16 protein-coding genes are annotated in these 18,962 nt (G+C 58.7%); 8 read left to right on the plus strand and 8 right to left on the minus strand.

Translation table 11 applies throughout. The features are described 5' to 3' along the window. Window positions 1-3 precede the first annotated feature (3 nt). The 5 genes from AB6729_RS02625 to AB6729_RS02645 all read left to right on the plus strand — a co-directional run bounded on the left by AB6729_RS02625 (window position 4) and on the right by AB6729_RS02645 (window position 4,286). Window positions 4-414: a DUF6334 family protein gene (locus AB6729_RS02625; RefSeq protein ID WP_371079998.1), complete on the plus strand. Its 411-nt coding sequence runs from the start codon at window positions 4-6 to the stop codon at window positions 412-414. Beyond that, complete coding sequence (gene hpnA, locus AB6729_RS02630) at window positions 411-1,415, plus strand: hopanoid-associated sugar epimerase (RefSeq protein WP_371079999.1); 1,005 nt, start codon at window positions 411-413, stop codon at window positions 1,413-1,415. The genes AB6729_RS02625 and hpnA overlap by 4 nt, the downstream gene beginning before the upstream one ends. Beyond that, entirely contained in the window at window positions 1,412-2,101 is a 690-nt protein-coding gene (locus AB6729_RS02635) for a nucleoside phosphorylase (protein WP_371080000.1), read from the plus strand. The genes hpnA and AB6729_RS02635 overlap by 4 nt, the downstream gene beginning before the upstream one ends. Window positions 2,102-2,218: 117 nt before the next feature. Then, entirely contained in the window at window positions 2,219-3,292 is a 1,074-nt protein-coding gene (locus AB6729_RS02640) for a zinc-dependent dehydrogenase (protein WP_371080001.1), read from the plus strand. Between the two features lie 70 nt (window positions 3,293-3,362). Next, complete coding sequence (locus AB6729_RS02645) at window positions 3,363-4,286, plus strand: diacylglycerol kinase family protein (protein ID WP_371080002.1); 924 nt, start codon at window positions 3,363-3,365, stop codon at window positions 4,284-4,286. A 617-nt stretch (window positions 4,287-4,903) separates the two neighbouring features. Here AB6729_RS02645 and AB6729_RS02650 read toward each other — a convergent pair. The 3 genes from AB6729_RS02650 to AB6729_RS02660 form a co-directional block, all read right to left on the minus strand. Further along, window positions 4,904-6,325, minus strand: a complete 1,422-nt coding sequence (locus tag AB6729_RS02650) for a sigma-54-dependent transcriptional regulator (protein ID WP_371080003.1) — start codon at window positions 6,323-6,325, stop codon at window positions 4,904-4,906. Next, the gene (locus AB6729_RS02655; RefSeq protein ID WP_371080004.1) at window positions 6,318-9,251 is read right to left on the minus strand and encodes an ATP-binding protein; all 2,934 of its coding nucleotides are present in this window, start codon (window positions 9,249-9,251) and stop codon (window positions 6,318-6,320) included. The genes AB6729_RS02650 and AB6729_RS02655 overlap by 8 nt, the downstream gene beginning before the upstream one ends. 287 nt (window positions 9,252-9,538) lie before the next feature. Continuing rightward, on the minus strand, window positions 9,539-10,567 hold the full coding sequence (locus AB6729_RS02660) for a M20/M25/M40 family metallo-hydrolase (protein WP_371080005.1): 1,029 nt from the start codon (window positions 10,565-10,567) through the stop codon (window positions 9,539-9,541). Between AB6729_RS02660 and AB6729_RS02665 the strand changes: the two genes are divergently transcribed. Then, window positions 10,566-11,294, plus strand: coding sequence for an alpha/beta hydrolase (locus AB6729_RS02665; RefSeq protein WP_371080006.1), 729 nt, complete (start codon window positions 10,566-10,568; stop codon window positions 11,292-11,294). The two genes, AB6729_RS02660 and AB6729_RS02665, sit on opposite strands and share 2 nt — an antisense overlap. Window positions 11,295-11,544: 250 nt before the next feature. Here the strand turns inward: AB6729_RS02665 and AB6729_RS02670 are convergent, their stop codons facing one another. The 4 genes from AB6729_RS02670 to pdxT form a co-directional block, all read right to left on the minus strand. Then, complete coding sequence (locus AB6729_RS02670) at window positions 11,545-14,295, minus strand: ADOP family duplicated permease (RefSeq protein WP_371080007.1); 2,751 nt, start codon at window positions 14,293-14,295, stop codon at window positions 11,545-11,547. A gap of 13 nt (window positions 14,296-14,308) precedes the next feature. Further along, entirely contained in the window at window positions 14,309-14,641 is a 333-nt protein-coding gene (locus AB6729_RS02675) for a PadR family transcriptional regulator (RefSeq protein WP_371080008.1), read from the minus strand. 455 nt (window positions 14,642-15,096) lie between these two features. After that, window positions 15,097-15,876 (minus strand): heme-copper oxidase subunit III, encoded by a 780-nt coding sequence (locus tag AB6729_RS02680; protein WP_371080009.1) that lies wholly within the window; start codon window positions 15,874-15,876, stop codon window positions 15,097-15,099. Window positions 15,877-15,952: 76 nt separating this feature from the next. Next, on the minus strand, window positions 15,953-16,558 hold the full coding sequence (gene pdxT / locus AB6729_RS02685; protein ID WP_371080010.1) for a pyridoxal 5'-phosphate synthase glutaminase subunit PdxT: 606 nt from the start codon (window positions 16,556-16,558) through the stop codon (window positions 15,953-15,955). A gap of 100 nt (window positions 16,559-16,658) precedes the next feature. On the opposite strand from pdxT, the gene AB6729_RS02690 reads away from it, so the two are divergent. Both AB6729_RS02690 and AB6729_RS02695 read left to right on the plus strand, forming a co-directional pair. Further along, the gene (locus AB6729_RS02690) at window positions 16,659-17,306 is read left to right on the plus strand and encodes a nitroreductase family protein (RefSeq protein ID WP_371081184.1); all 648 of its coding nucleotides are present in this window, start codon (window positions 16,659-16,661) and stop codon (window positions 17,304-17,306) included. Next, complete coding sequence (locus tag AB6729_RS02695) at window positions 17,303-18,274, plus strand: alpha/beta fold hydrolase (protein ID WP_371080011.1); 972 nt, start codon at window positions 17,303-17,305, stop codon at window positions 18,272-18,274. Before AB6729_RS02690 ends, AB6729_RS02695 begins: the two co-directional genes overlap by 4 nt. Window position 18,275: 1 nt before the next feature. Here AB6729_RS02695 and AB6729_RS02700 read toward each other — a convergent pair whose 3' ends face one another. Beyond that, entirely contained in the window at window positions 18,276-18,905 is a 630-nt protein-coding gene (locus AB6729_RS02700; RefSeq protein ID WP_371080012.1) for a UbiX family flavin prenyltransferase, read from the minus strand. Between the last annotated feature and the right edge of the window lie 57 nt (window positions 18,906-18,962).

Below are 18,962 nucleotides of genomic sequence, written 5' to 3' on the forward strand. Positions count from 1 at the left end.
TCCATGAACGACGCGCAGCAGGCTGCAGGGATTGCTCTGCATGACGAGATGCAGCCCTTTCACGAAGCGCAGGGCAGGCAACTAACCGCAGTCCTCAGCAACGACACCGGCGAAGGCGAGGAGATATTCCTCGCCTTCGGTGCCGATGCCCTTATCTTTCGTTGCAACGAGGACTCTGACACCATCGCTGTCACCTTCGGCCCCATCCCCGACCTCGAAGATGCCGATGACCTCACCACCGATCCCGCATGGAGCCGCTTCCTCGGTAAGGAATTTTTCTGGGGATGGCTCATGCTCAATCAGCAGGGCTATACCGACGGCGCACTCCTCAGCTTCGACGGTGTTGTGCCGGAAGTCGGCTTGAACGTTGTCGCAGCTGCCTTCGAAGTGTTGGAGATCCGTCAGCGCGCATGAACGTCTTCCTCACCGGAGCCACTGGCTTCGTCGGTAGCCACGTAGCTCGCGCCTATGCCTCACAGGGTGCAAACCTCCGTCTGCTCACACGCAACAGCAGCAACCTCGCTTCGCTCGAAGGCATTGCCGCTGACACGGTCACCGGCGACCTCCGCAACGCAGCAGCACTTCGCAGCGCGCTCAAAGGCTGCGATGCTCTCGTCCATGTTGCTGCAGACTATCGCCTCTGGGTGCCGGACCCAGCCGACATGTACAAGGCCAACGTCGAAGGCACGCGCGAACTCCTCAAGCTCGCGCGCGAACTCAACATCCCACGTGTGGTCTATACCAGCAGCGTCGCCACGATGGGCTTCACGAAAACGAACACCATCGTCAACGAAGACACACCCGTCACCGAAGCCGACATGATCGGCCACTATAAGCGCAGCAAGTGGCTCGCCGAGCAGGAAGCCATCGCCGCCGCTCGCCTCGGCCAACACGTGATGATCCTCAATCCCACCACGCCCATCGGCCCGCTCGATCGCAAACCCACTCCCACCGGTCGCATCATCGTGGACTTCCTCAACAAGAACTTCCCGGCCTACGTCGACACCGGACTCAACCTCGTCGACGTCGAAGAGATCGCGCGGATGCATGTCGAAACACTCGACCGCGGCACACCCGGCGAACGTTACATCCTCGGCGGCGAAAACCTCACGCTGAAGCAGATTCTCGATCGCATGGCCGCCATCAGCGGCCTGCCATCGCCCACCACAAAGGTGCCGCACGGCGTCGCGATGATCTACGCGTTCTTCGAAGAAGCCATCACCGGTCGTCTGCTCAAGAAAGAACCACGTGCCACCGTAGAAGCCGTCCGCATGGGCAAGAAAATGATGTGGGCCTCATCAGCAAAGGCAGAGCAAGACCTCGGCTTCCAGGTCAAACCCATTGACCACGCACTGAAAGCCGCCATGGAGTGGTTCGTAGCGAACAACTACGCTCCTCAGTACAGCAAAGCATGATGAACGACGCCATCGTTATCATCGCTGCCATGCCCGGCGAACTGAAGCCGCTCGTCCGTAGCTGGGCCGCGCTGGAATCCGTCAACGGCGTCGATGGCTGGCAACACCCCGCTGGCCCTATCATGGCCTTCGCCGGTGGCATGGGCGCCGCCGCCGCCACACGTGCCTTCGCCCGTGCCACGCAGGTTTGCCAGCCGCTCATGATGCTTTCTGTAGGATGGGCAGGCGCTCTCCGCGAAGAAGTCGCACCCGGTACGGTTCTCCGCGCCAGCATGGTGCGCGACTTGAACACCGGCGAAATGTACGCAGCCGACGGCAGCGGCGGCCTGTTGCTCACGTCATCGCGCGTCGCCAGCCGCGAAGAAAAACATCGCCTTGCCACCACGTACGACGGCTCCGTCGCAGTCGACATGGAAGCCGCCACACTCGCGCGCCTCGCACTCGCCAACGGCCTTGGCTTCCGCGCCATCAAGGCCATCAGCGATAGCCTCGAAGAAGAGTTGCCAGACATGAATCCATTCATCACCGCGCAAGGCAAATTCGCCACCGCACGCTTCGTCGCACATGTCGCCACGAAACCCCGCTACTGGAGCGCGCTTTCGCAATTCGGCAAACAAGCCAGCCTCGCCGCAACCAATCTCTGCAACACCATCGCCGACGAAATCGGCATCGAACGCCCGCGTTAGCACTTCCGCTCCACATTCGTCATCCTGAGCGAAGCGCAGCGAAATCGAAGGACCTGCTTGCCTGTCCTTGCCTACGATGCCTCAAGAAAGCCATAGCAGATTAAACTGGTAACGAACATGGAAGCCATCCCTACCACGCAAAAAGCCGCTGTCTACCGCGCCGTAAACGACGTCCGTATCGAAGAAGTCCCCGTCCCGCAGATAGGTCCGGGCGAAGTGCTGATGAAGATCCACACCTGCGGCATCTGCGGCACGGACCTCAAGAAGATCCACACCGGTTCGCACTCCGCGCCGCGCGTCTTCGGCCACGAGATGAGCGGCACCATCGTCGCTGTCGGTGAAGGCGTCACCAACTTCAAACTCGGCGACCGCGTCATGAGCTTCCATCACATCCCCTGCGGCACCTGCTATTACTGCCGCAAACAGACCTTTGCGCAGTGCGAGACCTACAAGAAAGTCGGCGCAACCGGAGGCTTCGGCGAACCCTCCGGCGGCGGCTTCGCGGAATACATCCGTGTCATGGACTGGATCGTTGAAAAAGGGTTAGTTCACATACCTAACGATATTCCGTTCGAACAAGCCGCATGGATCGAGCCGGTCAACACCTGCTACAAGGCCATCGAACTTCTCAATCTCCAGCCCGACGAAACCGTCCTCGTCATAGGCCAGGGCCCCATCGGTATCCTGCTCGCTGCATTGGCAAAACGTAAGACACCGCACGTCCTCACCAGCGACCTCTACGCCGAACGCCACGCCGTCGCAAAGACCTACGGCCTCGATCATCCGCTCGACGCGAATAGCGACGTCATCGCTGAATGTAAACGAGTCACCGAAGGCCGTGGAGCCGATGTCGCTCTGCTCGCAGTTGGCGCAAACAGCCTCATCACGCAGGCCATGAACGCCATCCGCCCCGGCGGCCGCGTCTGTCTCTTCGCGCAGACCCAACACGGCGAAGCCCCCTTCGATCCCGCCGCCGTCTGCATGGACGAGAAGACACTCATGGGCTCTTACTCATCGTCCGTCGCCATCCAGGACGAAGCCATCGACCTCGTCTTCAGCGGCTACCGCGACGGCACCTTTGATCTCACGAAACTCATCTCCCATCGCTTCAGCCTCGAAGATGCAGTGAAGGGAATCGACCTCGCTTCGCACCCGGTAGCCGATAGCATGAAGATCGTCATCCAGCCGTAGGCGATAGCAGTTTTACGCAGACTGTAGCATGGCTCTGTCGCACAACATCGTCTGAAAGTGCGTCCTCATCATGCGAAGCTCTCTGATCTACAACCCGCTGTCAGGAACGGCGCATACTCCCCGTCAACCTGTGATCGACCAGATCGCGACCATGTTGACTGCATTTGGTTTTGAGCTTTCCATCACAGCCACCACGCATCGTGGCAGCGCAGGTCAACAGGCAAGAGAAGCGATCGCAAACGGTGCCCGGATCATCTTCGTCTGCGGAGGCGACGGCACCATCCACGACGCTTTACAGGGAATCGCAGGTACCACTGCAAAGCTGGCCATCATTCCGCTCGGCAGCGCAAACGCTCTCTGTCGCGAACTTGGCATTCCACTGCATCCTTTAAGAGCGGCGGAGGCTTATCAAAACACATCACAGAGAGAGTTACACGTAGCGCGCTGCAGTACATCGCAAGGCGAGCGTTACTTCCTCATCATGGCCGGCGCAGGCCCGGATGGCGCGTTGATGTACCGGATGCTCACCATGTCACGCAGCAGACTGGGCCGTTGGGCATACGCGCTGCATGCGTTGTATCTGCTATTTCGCGCACGCTTCCATCAGTTTCAAGTGCGTTATCAAACCCCTGATGCCGCATGGCACACAACCTCGGCAATCAGCGCAATAGCACTTCGCATCGGTAATCTCGGCGGCATCTTCCCCGGCATCGCACGCGGCGCATCCCTGAACAACGAATACATGCGACTCGTTCTCGTGAGGTGCCCGGCGTTCCTCAGCTTGCCACTGTGGTTCCTGTGTTCCTGGCTACGTCTCGATCGATGGAACCCGTATCTTCAAACGGCAGATGTGCAGGCATTCCATTGCGAGTCGTCAGAAGGCAAAGTCCACGCACAAGCGGACGGCGAATGGATCGGAACACTTCCGCTGTCAGCCGAACTTGGCCAGCAGACAGTGACCCTCCTTATGCCTCACGTAAAACAGAAGCAGTAACCAAGCAACGAATCCAACGCATTTCGACAAGATCGACATCCTGGTGAACTCCATGCGGGAGTCATTGGTCCTGGGCGCAACCCCAACGGCAAGGCCCGTCATTCTGAGCGTAGCGAAGAATCCCGACGAACCCTCATCTTGCCAAAGCCTTCACAAGCTTCCAGCTACTAACCCAAACCAGCTTCGCAAAAGCGAAGCTTCATCGCGCAAAGCGCGTCTTCTTTCGGAAGGGCAGGGCTTCAGCCCTGCCGTAAAGAATCGCAATCAAGAAACCCGCGCGGCCAAAAAGACAAACAGGAGCATGAAGCAAACCCCGCGCGCCACGGAACGACCATGGCTGGCACCACGCCGAAGGCGTCAAGAACAGTACGAAGTACTGTCAAGCCCCCAAACCACCCAACCCCAACAAACCAAAAGAAATAGAGTTGGCATGGTATTTCCCACAAACCACTAAAATAGAAACAGGACAGAAAGGGGCCGCGCAGACGCGCGCCTTAACTCCTTTAGAAAGATGATTTTGCCTCTAACCCCAATGGGCAGACGATTTTACAGCCATCAAAACCGTAACCCGTTTAGAAAGACGATTTTAGAAAAATAGGGGGAGGGGAGGGGGTGCCTTACTCCCGATCCTTGCGTTTCTTGATTTCTACGTTCAGGCGCTTGATCTTCTGGTTCAGCGTGCTCAGCGGAATCTTCAGGAACTCTGCGGCTTCGGTCTGGTTCCAGTTGCAGCGTTCCAGTCGGTCAGAGATGATGCGCCGCTCAATCTCTTCCATGATGTCGAAGAGACTGGAATCTGCCTTCGTATCCAGCGCGGCAGCGGTGTAAACGGTTCCGCTCAACTGTTGCGGCAGAATCTCCAGCGTGACCGTTGAGGTGGAGGACAGCACAACGCCGCGCTCCATCGCATTCTCCAGCTCGCGCACGTTGCCCGGCCATTCGTAATCCATCATCGCGCGCAACGCGTCAGGAGCCAGCGTACGCAGCTCAAAGCCGTTCTCGTCGCTGTAGCGCTTCAGGAAGTGTGCTGCCAGCAGAGGAATGTCTTCACGACGCTGACGCAGCGGCGGCAGATCCAGGTTGATAACGGACAGGCGATAGAACAGATCCTCACGGAAGCGGCCTTCCTTCACGGCTGTCTGCAGGTTCACATTGGTCGCAGCCACAATGCGGACGTCGACTGCAATCTCAGTGGTTCCACCCACAGGCATGAAGCGGCGTTCCTGCAGAGCACGCAGCACCTTCGCCTGCGTATCCAGCGGCATGGTGCCAATCTCGTCCAGGAACAGCGTTCCACCATCGGCCACTTCGAACAGGCCCTTCTTCGTGGCAACAGCGGAAGTGAACGAACCCTTCACATGGCCGAACAGTGTGGATTCCAGCAGGTCTGTCGGAACCGCGCCGGTATTGATGGCGACGAACGGCTTGTCGTGCCGCGGCGAGGCAGTATGGATTGCCTTGGCAATCAGTTCCTTGCCCGTGCCACTTTCGCCCTGGATCAGCACGGTGGTCTTGGCCGGAGCCACCTGTGCAACCGTGTCCAGCAGCTTCCCCATCACGTCGGACTTGCCCACGATGTTGTCGAAGGAGTAGCGCTGCTTCAGCGTGCGGCGAAGCTGCGTCACCTCCTGCAGCGAACGCTGCTTGGCTATCGCCGTGCGGATGTCCGCAAGCAGCTTCTCGTTATCCCAGGGCTTCTGGACGAAGTTGTCCGCGCCTGCGCGCAGAGCATCCACCACATTGCCGACCGTGCCATAAGCGGTGATCATGATCACCGGCAGTTCCGGCCGCATGCGCTTGATGCGTGGCAACAGGTCAATGCCACTCTCACCGGGCATGGAGAGGTCCAGCAACAGCAGGTCGTACTCATGGGAGGAGAGCATCTCCAGCCCCGACTGGCCTTCGGGAGCCATCTCCACGGTGAAGCCCTCAAGGGTCAGCAGCGTCTCCAGGGAGTCGCGGATACCGGCTTCGTCGTCGATGATGAGAATGCGTGCGCCCAGGGCGTTATTCGTATCGAGTGTTACTGCCTCAGGCATTCACTGTCCTTGTATCTTGTGTAGTGTCCGGGGATGTCGCATCCGGTGCAGCGGACTCATCCGCGCCACCAATACGTTCCACTGGGAACTCCAGTGTAAACGTGGTCCCTGTGCCAACCTTGCTCTCCACGTGGATGCGCCCCTGGTGCTCCTGCACAATGCCGTACGAGACAGATAGCCCCAGTCCGGTGCCCTTGTGCTGGCCCTGCCGCGGCGCATTCTTGGTGGTGAAGAACGGATCGTAGATGCGGTGCAGATGCTCCGGGGCAATGCCATTGCCGGTGTCCGCAATGCGCAGCGTAACGTTGCGGCCATCGTCGAAGCTGGCAATGCGGATGGTGCCGCCGCCACCCTCATTCATGGCATCCTTCGCATTCAACAACAGGTTCAGAATGACTTGCTGCAATTTGCCGTGGCTGCCATAGATCTTCGCCAGCGGAAGCTGTAGGTCAATGTCCACGTTGACCTTTGCCGTGCGTAACTGGTGATCGATCAGCGTGAGAGTCTCGCGTACAACGGCGTTCACATCCAGCGATGCGAACACTGTGGAACTGGTACGAGAGAAGTTCAGCAGGTTGTTGACGATCTCGCTGGCGCGGAAAGTCTGTTGCGTGATCTTCTCCAGCACCGGCGCCAGGCGCTGGTCGTCGCGCGTGTGCTTCTGTAGCATCTGCGCATAGGAAGAGATGACGGCCAGCGGTGTGTTGACCTCATGGGCCACGCCTGCTGCCAGCAGACCGATAGAAGACAGCTTCTCCGCCTGCGTCAACTGGCCTTCAAGGCGCGTGCGATCGGTGATGTCTTCCATCATCACGATGGAGCCAACCGAGATGAAGTCACGTGTCAGCAGCGGCGCAATGGAGATATTCGCCGTGCGGCTTTCACCGGTCTGCAGGTCCAGCTTCACCTTGGACAAGTGATGTGTGCCAGGCTCATTCGCTGCAGCGAGGAATGTCTCCAGGAACTGTGGTGAGAAGATCTCCGAGACATGTCTCCCGATGACCTCTGCGCGTGACAGTGCGTACAGCACCTCCATCTCGGTGTTCCAGCTCTCCACGCAGTTCTGCAGGTCAAGCGTGAAGATACCCACCTTGATGGATTCCACGATGTTCTCATTGAACTCCTTCAGACGCTCGAACTCGTTGATCTGCTTTTCGAGGCGATTGAAGAGCTGCGCATTCTGGATAGCAATACCGATGTAACCCGCCAGCGATGCGAGCAATTCCATATCTTCCGACGAAAGGAAGTCGCCTTCCTGTGTGCGTCCGAGACCGATGATCGCGATGGGCCGCGTGGAATGTCCATTGCGGCCGAAGACGCGGCAGGGAAGGTAGTAATTCAGATCCAGCAGGGAAGCCACACGCTGTTCCGCAGGCTCCAGATGTGGCAACATCTGCGGGTTCTCAAAGAAGATGTGGTCCTGCGACAACAGACCGAAGTTGAGGAAGGAATTGCGGGACAACTCTTCGGGAAGGTCTGCCAAAACGTTCTCCGGAAGCCCGTGCGAAGCCGCGAGAGTGAAGGTGCGGCCAGTTCCGTCGTCGGCAGCAACAAAGACAGATACTCGCGATACGAGCAACGTCTGCGACAGGCGTTCGACGACGGATCGTGACAAGGTCGTAAGGTCAGTCTGTGACGAGAGTCCGCGGCTGAACTCAATCAACGTCTCGCGATAGTCATAGCGCTTACGATCAAAGAGGCGATCCACGCGTGCCTGAATCGCTGCCTTGATGGGTTCGAAGATGAGCGCAGTTGCGATGATGCCTGCCATCAATCCCCATACGCGCAGGTTTGGCAGCCGTGTATGCACCAGTTCGCCCGTAACGGCAACGACGCCGAAGTAGACACCGACCAGTGCGGCTGTTGCCAGGGTGTATGTCACACCACGCTTAAAGATCAGGTCCGTGTCCATCAGGCGATAACGGACAATCGCCCACGCGAAGGTCAGCGGCAGGAAGATCAGCGTGAAGCCCGCGGCGCGTGCCAGCCCCAGCGGGACATCGGTATCGGCAAGATACGGAATGGCATACAGCAGCGTGAACGGCACCACGGACAATAGTGTGCCGCGCGTCAGCCACTTCAGCTGCTGGCGCTCCAGCGGCTTGTCCGCGGCGCGATAACGGAAGAAGAAGACGGTCGCCGCGATCACATAGTACAGCGCCAGATAACCCACGCCAATCTGATCCAGCCGATGCTTCAGGCGTTCGGTCGCAGACCACAGTTCAATGGCAACCACCTGCAGGCCGAAGATCAATGCACCGGGAAGGTACAGGAGAACGACCAGTGCCTTGCGCCGTAACGAAATCGCGCTTTCACCGAACGACACGGCAAAGTGCAGGAACACCGCAGGCTGCAAAGTGCCAGCCAGCAGCGCGCCCCAGTAGCAGATCCAGTCCAGCGTGTCGAAGGCGCCTGTGTAGCGGAAGCTGTACAAGACACCGCTCACCAGGCAGAAGACGTAGAAGTGCATCGCCTTGGGGGCGGTCCAGCGTCGTAGCAGTACGTACATGCCGATGGCCAGGTAGGCCATGGCGATCAGTCGCAGCCCCTGGTTGCGGCTGTGGTCTGTGGGCTCCAGAATGACCGGAACGTCGAGCGGCACGTTACCGCGTACGAGGGAGTACGTGACGCGGCTGTACGTTCCGACGCGGTGCATCTCGCGTTCCAGTGGTGCGACGGTAAGGGTTTTACGTCCATCGGCGGCGACCATAAGATCGCCTTCACGGACACCGGCACGATGCGCGGGGGAGGTGAGCGGAACACGTTCGGCGTGCAGGCCGCCATCGGACTCCAGCCACCACACGCCATCGGTGGGCGCGTCGTAAGAGCTTTCCTGTAGGAAGTTGGCGATGCCAAGGGCACAGACCAGCAGCGTCACGAGCGCCAACACTACGGCGGTCACGCGGGTTTGTAGCGCCTTGCCCATCTCCTCCAGGATCCCGGGTACAGGTTAATCAACAAGGTACATGCACGTTTGGGGCCAATCCACAGCAGCCAGCGGAGCGTCATATACGCCACTGTCGCCTCAAGAATCGCGCCTCTGTGTCGTCTTCATGATACCCGCTGCAGCAGATAAGAATCCCTAACAGCGGAAGCATCTACAAAATCCCATAGATAGCGATAGAACACAGAGATCACAAAGGTCAAACAGAGGACACAGAAACCTGTTCTGTGAACTTCATATCTTTGCGAACTCTGTGTTCTTCTTTTGGTTTAGAGCTGCTTTGCGAGTTCGTTTGCCAGTTCTGCGTACTTGTCTACTGCTTGCAGGAGTTCGGACTTCAGAACTTTTTCGTCGGGGGTGTGGGCCACGTGGATGGTGCCGGGACCCATCAGGAGCGGCTCGCCCCAGTTGGTCAGGGAGGAGATGTCCGTGGCGTACTTCGCGACCATGGTCTCGAAGCCGGGTAGGCGCTTCATGCGTACCGCGGACAGATCCAGGGCGAACTTCACGTCGCAGCGGTTGCCGACGACGCGGGTGATGATGTCCTTCACAGGCTGCGAATCGTCAACCGTGCGGATGAGCACGTGGGCTTCGGCGGCATCGGAGATGACGTTGGGGGCACGGCCCCCGCTGATGAGGCCTACGTTCAGGGTGGACTCGCCAATCTCCGGGTCCACTGGTAGTTGGGTGCGGGAGAGTTCGTGGAGGACATCCACCAGCTTGTCGATGGCGGATTCTCCCAGCTCCGGGTATGCGGAGTGGGCCATCCTGCCGCTGGCCCGCAGTTCCACGCGCAGTGCGCCCTTGGTGGCGAGTGCGAGACGGTTGGATGTGGGTTCGCCGTTGATGAGGAAGCGCGATCCCTTGCCATCGACGTTCGCCACCTTGGCGCCGGCGGAGTCACGCTCTTCGCCTACGACGTAGAGCAGGCCTACCGGCAAACCGCCTTTGTGCAGCTTCGCCGCGCCTGCAACCTGCGAGGCGAGGATGCCTTTGGCGTCGCACGAGCCGCGGCCGTAGACGTAGGTGTCGTCCTCAGAGGATGGGAAGTATGGCGGGACGGTGTCGAAGTGTGTGGAGAAGGTGATCTTCGGCTGTGTGCCAGGCATCTTCGCGTACAGGTTGAAGCGTTCGCCTGCGGCGCCGTTGACGCCCGGTTGTTCCACCGGTTGGCGTTCCACTTCGTAGCCAAGGTTCTGCAGGTACTGGTGCAGGAAGATGCCGCACGCTCCCTCGAAATAGGTAGTCGACTCAATGTCGACAAGCTGTCGTGTCAGCTGAATAGGATCGATTGCCATGCCTAAGGATACCCGACGGTCAAAGAGCATCCGCGCCAGTTATCATGGCGTGATGGCCGCAACGATACAGACTGTTGAGACTCTACGCGGACCCGCGGGACGACTGGAGGCGCTGCTGGATGTGGGCGCTGCCGATGCTGCTTACAGTGCGGTTGTGTGTCATCCGCATCCTCCTTCGGGTGGAACGATGCATACGAAGGTGGTCTATCACGCGGCTAAAGCGTTCTCACACTTTGGTGTTCCGGTGCTGCGGTTCAACTTCCGTGGGACAGGGTTGAGTGAAGGTGCGCATGACAACGGACCGGGCGAGATTGCGGACGTGAAAGCGGCTCTCGACTGGCTGCAACAGGAGTTTGGTTTGCCGATTCTGCTGGCCGGGTTTTCATTTGGCGCAAACATCGGGTTTCGGGCGGCTTGCGGGGATGAGCGGGTGAAGGGGCTGGTGGGGCTTGGGATGCCGCTGTCGGCGGGTGGCCGGAGTTACTCGTATGAGTTCCTGTCGTACTGCAATCAGCCGAAGCTGCTGCTGACCGGGGCGCAGGATCCGTTTGCACCGCGCATCGTGATGGAGAGCTTCTTCGATGAGGCTGCGGGCGATACAGAGATGCAGTGGATTGAGGGCGCGGAGCACTTCTTTGCTGGTGTTCCTGGATCGCCGCAGACGAAGCTGGAGCCGATGCGCCTGACTATGCAGGATTGGCTTGGTCGGAAGTTTTTCGGTCAGTAGAGGGTACCCCCTCCCCCCTGTTTTTCTAAAATCGTCTTTCTATTGGGCTTATGGCGCTGGTGGCTGTAAAATCGTCTCCCCATTGGGGTTAGAGGCAAAATCGTCTTTCTAAAGCCTTTAGCTGTTAGCTCCTGGCTTTTAGCTTGTCCCTGATTTCTATTTTAGTGGTTTGGTGGAAATAACATGCCAACGCTATTTCTTTTGATTTGTGTAGGTTGAGTCGCTTCAGGGCTTGACAGGTTTTTGTCTGTCACTCCATCCGCAAGGCGTCCATGGGGTTGATGGATGAGGCTCGTCGTGCAGGGATAATAGCTGCGATGGCTGCGGCGAGGGCGAGGACGACGACCGAACTTGTGATGATGACCGCGTCAAGGGCTGCAATCTCATAAAGCTGCGATTGAACGAAACGCACGCAGAGCAATGCGACCGGGATACCGATGAGCATGCCTAGCGCGGTTTGTATGGTTGCGCCACGCAGGATCATAAGCATGACGGTGGATCGGTTTGCGCCAAGGGCCATGCGGACGCCGATCTCCTGGTTTCGCCGGACAACCGAATACGCAGTGACGCCGTAGGAACCAATGGCTGCGAGCAAGAGAGCGAGCGCACCAAAGAGCATGGTGAGGCGTGAGATCAGGCGTTCTTCAGTGAAATTTGCAGCGATCTGTTGGCTGAACGTATCGAACCGGACAACCGTGAGATCGGGGTTGATGGATGACAGCGTGTGTTGCGCGATGGATTCCACTCCGTCGACAGGGTGATCCGTGGCGAGGACGATGGCGCCTGCGTATAAGCTATCGTCTTTTTCGATGGGGTACTTCACCCCTTCGGGGCGCTGCATGGTGGGAACGAAAAACATGAGGTGGTCTTTGAAGCGCACACTCTGGTACACAGTATCCTCAACGACACCGACAATCTCCCACGCGATGTTGCCTTCAGGCCCTGGGAAACCAAAGCGCTGACCGATGGGGTTTTCGCCGGGGTTGAACATCTTTCGAACGAAGGTCTGATTGACGACGGCAACGCGGGGCGCGGTGGGCGTATCACGCTCATTGATGCCGCGGCCCATGAGGACATGCGTTCCCACGGAATCGAAATAGTCGCCGTTGGCGTGGATGACAGAGGCGATGGCGGATGTATCCGGATGCGCGTGAACCTGCGTGCCCCAGCCGTTGTTGTTGTCTTCCATAGGCGTGTAGGAGGCGATGCCGACCTTCGTAACGCCGGGCAGTGCATGGAAGCGGTCTTCGATGGTGTGATACAGCGCATCGAGGTGGGTTTGCGTGTAGCCCGCAGCCTGAGGGTTGATGTGAATGATGTAGCGGTTGGTTGCGTTCAGTTTCAGGTCAGAGCCCTGCAGCTTGTTGAGGCTCTGAAGGAAGAGGCACGCAGCAATCAGCAGCACCAGAGAGAGCGCGATCTGAAAGACGACCAATCCCTTCTGCAGGAGTGATGCACGGGAAGCTGTGGTGCGGGAACTGCTGCGGAGTGCGTCTGCCGGTTGTGTTCGCGAGGCGTTCCATGCGGGTGCAAGGCCAAAGAAAACTCCGGTGATGAGTGACAACCCGCAGGCAAAACCAATCACCGCAAGCGAAGGCGTGGCGTGTACCGGAATGTTCGTGGCGTCAGGGAATGCCAACGCCAGCAACATACGGGTTCCTGCGTACGCGATCACCAGGCCTGCGAGGCCTCCAAGGACGGCGAGAAGAACGCTTTCCGTTAAGAGTTGGCGGATGATGCGTGTGCGCATGGCGCCGAGGGCAGTGCGCACAGACATTTCCGTTGAGCGGGCGATGCCACGCACCAGCAGCAGATTGGCAATGTTGGCACAGGCGATGAGAAGCACCAGACCCGCGGTACCCATGAGCAGGCGGAGGTGATCGCCGTACTGTTGCTGCATGACGCGGATGCCTGCGCCGCCGGGCGTGAGTGTGACGTGGGTTTTGGCGAGTTTGATTTTGTCGTGGTCAGGGGAAAGGCGACCAACGGCGACAAGTTCATTACGAAGCACCGCAGAAATTTTTTGTTGTAGCTGGGCAAGGTCCGTGCCGGGCTTTACGCGACCGATGATGTAGAGCCAGTTCTGCTGCGGATCGTGCACGTAGGGCGCGTTGGCCAGCGCAGGCATCGATTCGATGGGCAAGTAGTAGTCAGGTGGATTGCTGATGAGGCGGTCGCCAAAGAAGTTGCGCGGTGCGATGCCGATGATGGTGACGGGACGCGTGTTGACGCGGAATGTACTGCCGATGATGGACGGATCGCCGGAGAAGCGGGTCTGCCATGTTTCGTAGCCGATGACCGCGGTGGCGGGTGCTCCCGGTTGATTGTCCGCGTCCGTGAAAAAGCGACCTGCATGGGGTTGCAGACCAAAGGTGCGGAAGTAATTGCCGGAGACGAATTCACCTGAGGACGAGTGCGGTGGATCCTGGGTTCCTTCTCGCCGCACAACAATGGGGCGATACGCGAATCCTGCCTGCATGGCGGCGAGTTCTTCAAACTCGGGGGTGTTCTTCTTTATCTGCTCATATGCATCCGTGGAGAAGTACGACAGAGAATCATTGATACCCATGCCTACGCAACAATCGTTGGTGTCTCCCAGGCGCACGAGCGATGCGGGGTTTGCAACAGGAAGATTCTTTTGCAGGACGGCGTGCACGAGCGTGAAGATGGCCGCGTTGGCACCTATACCAAGCGCGAGTGTTAATAGCGCGGTAATGGTGAAGGCAGGTGTGCGGCGTAGCTGGCGAAACGCAAAGAGAATATCGGCGCCGATGGTTTCGAGCAGATTGGTGCCTCGGGATTCGCGGCAGTTTTCTTTCACCTGACTCATGCCACCGAATTCGAGTCGTGTTCTGCGGATGGCTTCGCGCTGGGACAAACCGGAGCGCACGTGTTTTTCTACCTGCTGATCGAAGTGAAAGCGTAGTTCTTCATCGAGTTCGCGTTCGACGGCGTTTCTGCGGAACAAAGCTCGTAGACGAAAGAGCAGATCGCTGAACATAGGCGCTTCCTCCTTACATGGCTTCAAGAACCTGGGCTACAGCGGCGGTGAGTTTTGCCCATGCTTCCTTTTCGACTTCCAGTTGTTCGCGGCCCTTTTTGGAAAGGTCGTAATACTTTGCGCGGCGATTGTTCTCTGTGATTTGCCATTTGGCCTTGATGAGGCCGCGCCGTTCGAGTCGATGGAGTGCGGGATAGAGCGATCCCTGCTGGATGCGGAGGGCATCGCTGGAGAGTTGTTGCACGCGTTCCGAAATGGCCCATCCATGCTGCGGGCTTAATGCGAGCGTGCGCAGGATCAGAAGATCGAGTGTGCCCTGCGGTAGGTCCAGGTGATCGCCAGCCATGCTTCCCCTTTCACTTCGACAGAAGGGTACACGGGGTTGTTGTAGAAGTGCAAGGGGAGAGTTTGGAGCCTTTGGGTTTCGCGAGAGATTGTAGTGCGGGAGAGGAATGCAGGTTCCTTCAATTTCGCTTCGCTTCGTCAGGATGACGCGCTTTGCGCGTTTGAGCTTCGCTGGTCGTGCTTGCGCACGATACCCAGGTTAGCTTCGCGAACCTGGGGCACCCGGTTCTGTGGGTGCTGGTTTGTTGGGGCTTCCTGGTGCGTTGTAGAGGGTTGAGAGGAATGCAGGTCCTTCAGCTCCGCTTCGCTTCGTTCAGGATGACGGTCTTTTATTTAACCGTAGGAGACTCGTTGGGTAGTTGAACCGTAGAAGACTCGTTAGGTACTTGAACCGTAGGAGATTCGTTGGGTACTTGCTTCGTGCCTGTTGCTGTTTCTTACGATTTTGCGAGGTTCTTATTGGCCCCAGAGGAGGAGGGCGAAGAGGAAGATCCAGAGGATGCCCATCGCGTGCCAGTACCAGGAGGTGCTGTCGACCATGATCTGGCGGGATTGGATGCTCTTCAGGGAGCGCAGACCGACGATGGCGGTGACAAGCATCAGGATGCCGAGGATCAGATGGATGCCGTGGACGCCGGTGATGAGATAGAAGAAGCGCGAAGATGGATTACCGGAGTAGAAGATGTGCTGCACGGCGAGCTGACGCCATGCGACGATCTGGCCCCAGACAAAGGCCGCGCCCAGTAGCGTGGTGGCGATGAGCCACGGGAGCGCTTTGCGGCGTGTGGGGCTGCCGAGGCCGAGCCATTCTTCCATCACGTCAATCTCATGGAAGACCGAGCGGCGCGCGAACTCGATAGTGACCGATGAGATGAGCAGGACTGCGGTGTTGAGCCAGAGGATGGACGGGATGGTGATGGGAATCCATATCCTGACGTAGTGGTTATAGGCGTCGATGTGCGCGGCGTGCTTGGTGACGAAGAAGGCGCTGACGAGCGTCATGAAAAAGATCAGGTCGCCTGCAAGGAAAGAGAAGACAGCGAAGCGGTAGGTTTGGAGTCTTTCGCGTGGACCCCGATGGCCTACGGGATTGTTGCTCCAATTGTCGCCGTCACCGCCACCGCCGGTGTGTTTGGGTTCAATGGGTGGGAGGCGTCCGCCACCGATGTCTGCTTCGTCCGGGCGCCGGGGTGGGAGCTTTTCGACGACCTCATCGGGATGGAGGATAGTAGGCATGGGACAGCGCCGTTATGGCCTTGATACTACTCCGCAAATGAGCCACGTGCATGTGATGTGGCTCACAGTGGCAAGGTTATCCCTTGTGAGCGGCGCGGACGGAGTCGAGGAATAGCTGGTGGACGCGCTTGTCTTGCGAGAGTTCAGGATGGAACGTTGCCGCGAGGAGATGGCCCTGACGGACAAGTGTCGGGGAGCCATCGCGTTCAGCGAGCGTTTCCACTCCGGGGCCGGTCTGGGTGATGCGGGGGGCACGGATGTAGACCATCTCAAACGGGCCACCGGGCAGGGTGGTTTCCGCTTCGAGGATGCGGGAATCGTTCTGACGACCGTAAGCGTTGCGTTCTACCGTGACGTCGAGTGCGCCGAGGGATTTCTGTTCGGGATGGGTGACTCGTTTTGCGATGAGGATGACGCCGGCGCAGGTGCCGAAGGTGGGTTTGGTCTGGACGAATTCCTGGAGCGCGTCAAAAAAGCCACCACGTTCGAGCGCCTTGAGGAAGGTGGTGGACTCGCCGCCGGGGATGACGAGGCCGTCGATGCCTGCCAGTTGTTCGGGCTTGCGGATGAAGACGGTCTTTGCGCCACACTGCTGGAGCATGCGGGCGTGCGCATCAAACGCTCCCTGGAGCGCGAGCACGCCGATGGTTGGTTGGAAGCTGGCGGTAGAACTGTCGGCCATGATTCATGATAGCTGGATTTATCCTTCGAGCGGCGAGGGGTGCCCCTGAAGTCGTAAGACCAGGGTGGATGGTTTGCCCAACTGCCGTTACACTGTGGCGGTGAGTGAGACTTTGAAATCTCTTCCGGATGCCATCCGCGAACGTCGCAGTACGCCCTCGTTCGATGGCAGCCCGATTCCGGCAGAAGATATCCGTACGATTTTGGAGGCGGGGATTGCCGCGCCTTCTGGGTATAACGTGCAGCCGTGGCGCTTTGTCGTGGTGCAGTCGCCTGAGCAGAAGAAGAAGCTGCGCGCCGCCTGTTACAACCAGGCCAAGGTGGAAGAGGCATCTGTGGTGATTGCCTGCTGTGGCGACGTGGATAGCTGGCGACGCGATGCAGACGACATTGTGCGCATGGGGCTGGAAGGCGGCATGAGCGAAGGCTATGCTGCGCAGTTGAAGAGCTACGTCGAAAGCTATCTGCTGAGCCTGAATGCCGACCAGATGCATGGCTGGCTCAACAAGCAGGTGACGTATGCTGCCGCTTACATGCAGTTGACTGCCGAAGTGATGGGCTATGACACCGCTGCGATGGAAGGTTTTGAGCAGAACGAAGTGAAGGAAGCTCTGCGCCTGCCGTTGAGCTACTGGGTGGTGTCGCTGCTGGCAATTGGAAGATTGAAGGGGCCGGATAAATACGATGGCGGCCGCTTCGATCTGAATCACGTGGCCTTTGCGGAAGAGTTCGGGAAGCCGCTGCGGTGAGGCGCGGCATTACAACGGCGCTTCTTGCAGTTGCGGCGTTGATCGCAGTGGCGTGCGCCTATCTGTACTGGAATCCTTTCTGGCTGGTCAACCAGTCGATGAACCTTTACCTGCGCGGCAAAGGGATTCAGCATGAATACGTGATGGTGGATGGCTACCGGATCCATTACCTGGAGGCCAAGCCTGCGGGAAACGGGCCGGAGAAGCCGGTGCTGCTGGTGCATGGGTTGGGGGCGCGCGCTTCGGACTGGGCGAAGATGATTCCTGCGCTGGCAGCGGGCGGATATCACGTATATGCGCTGGATCTGCTGGGCTACGGTGACTCTCCCAAGCCTGACGATGGCGACTTCTCACTGAATGCGGAAGAACGTATTACGGCGGACTTTCTACGGGCTCTGAAGTTGGAACGAGTCGACCTGGGCGGATGGTCCATGGGCGGATGGGTGGCCATGAAGATGGCGCTGGATCATCCGGAGATGGTACGGCGGCTGATGGTGTATGACTCGGCCGGGCTGTACTTCGTTCTGAATTTTCCGCCTTCGCTGTTTTCGCCGCATGACCGCGCCAGCTTTGATGCCCTGATGGACAAGATTGAGCCGAACCGGTGGCGGACGCGTGTCCCCGCTGTGATGATTCCAGGGATGGTCCGGCGTTTTCAGGAAAACCAGTTCATCGTGCAGCGGTCGTTTGGCAGCATGTTGCATGGCCGGGAGTTGCTGGACTTCCGCCTGGGTGGTTTGAAGATGCCGATGCTGATTGTGTGGGGTACGGAGGATCGCCTGATCCCGCTGGAAGTGGGGCTGCGGCTGCATGACCTGGTGCCGCAGTCAGTGTTCCTGGGCGTGAGGAAATGCGGTCATCTGACGGCAGTGGAGTGTGCACCGCCGGTGGTTGAGGAAACATTGCGTTTCCTCAACGCAGACCCGCCACCATCACGTTCTGCCAGTTACGTAGACGCCCCGGAGTAGCCTAATCTTCCTTCCAGCGGTACGCGGAGGGTTGCGGCAGGCCGATGTGGCCCAACACGCGACAACTGAATTGGCGAGCAATTTCATCCAGGCTCGGCGGTTGGAAGTACATGGCGGGGATCACGGGGTAGATGATTGCTCCAGCCTCGGCCGCGAGCGTCATGTTGCGCAAATGGATGCGATTGAATGGAGTCTCCCGGACGCAGAGAATCAGCGGCCGTTGCTCCTTCAAGGTGACATCCGCCGCGCGGTCGATGAGCCGCGCTGCCATGCCGTTGGCGATAGACGCGAGCGTTCCCATGGAACAGGGCAGCACGATCATGCCGTCCGAGGGATGACTGCCGCTGGCGACGGGAGCGGCGATATCGTCGTTGCGGAATACCGTGAATTTGCTGGAGGGCGGGGTGTCGAGGAGCGTCTCCAGGAGGGAGGAACGTCCGCCGGTGAGGCTAAGTTCTTCCGTAACAACTCGCAATGCATGATCCGACGCGATGAAGTGAACGGCTTCCACACGATCGTCGGTGTTGAGCAGTCGAAGCAGGTGCGCGGTAAACAGCGCACCGCTGGCGCCCGTCATCGCAATGGTCAGGCGCGCGCGCGTGAGGTCGCGGTTTTGAGAAAATGGACTCACGCCTTCGATTATCGTCGAATGCCAAAATTTTCACCGGAACAAGTGATTCCGGATTGC

It is taken from the genome of Terriglobus sp. RCC_193 (assembly GCF_041355105.1).
In the GTDB taxonomy this organism is placed as follows: Bacteria; Acidobacteriota; Terriglobia; order Terriglobales; family Acidobacteriaceae; genus Terriglobus.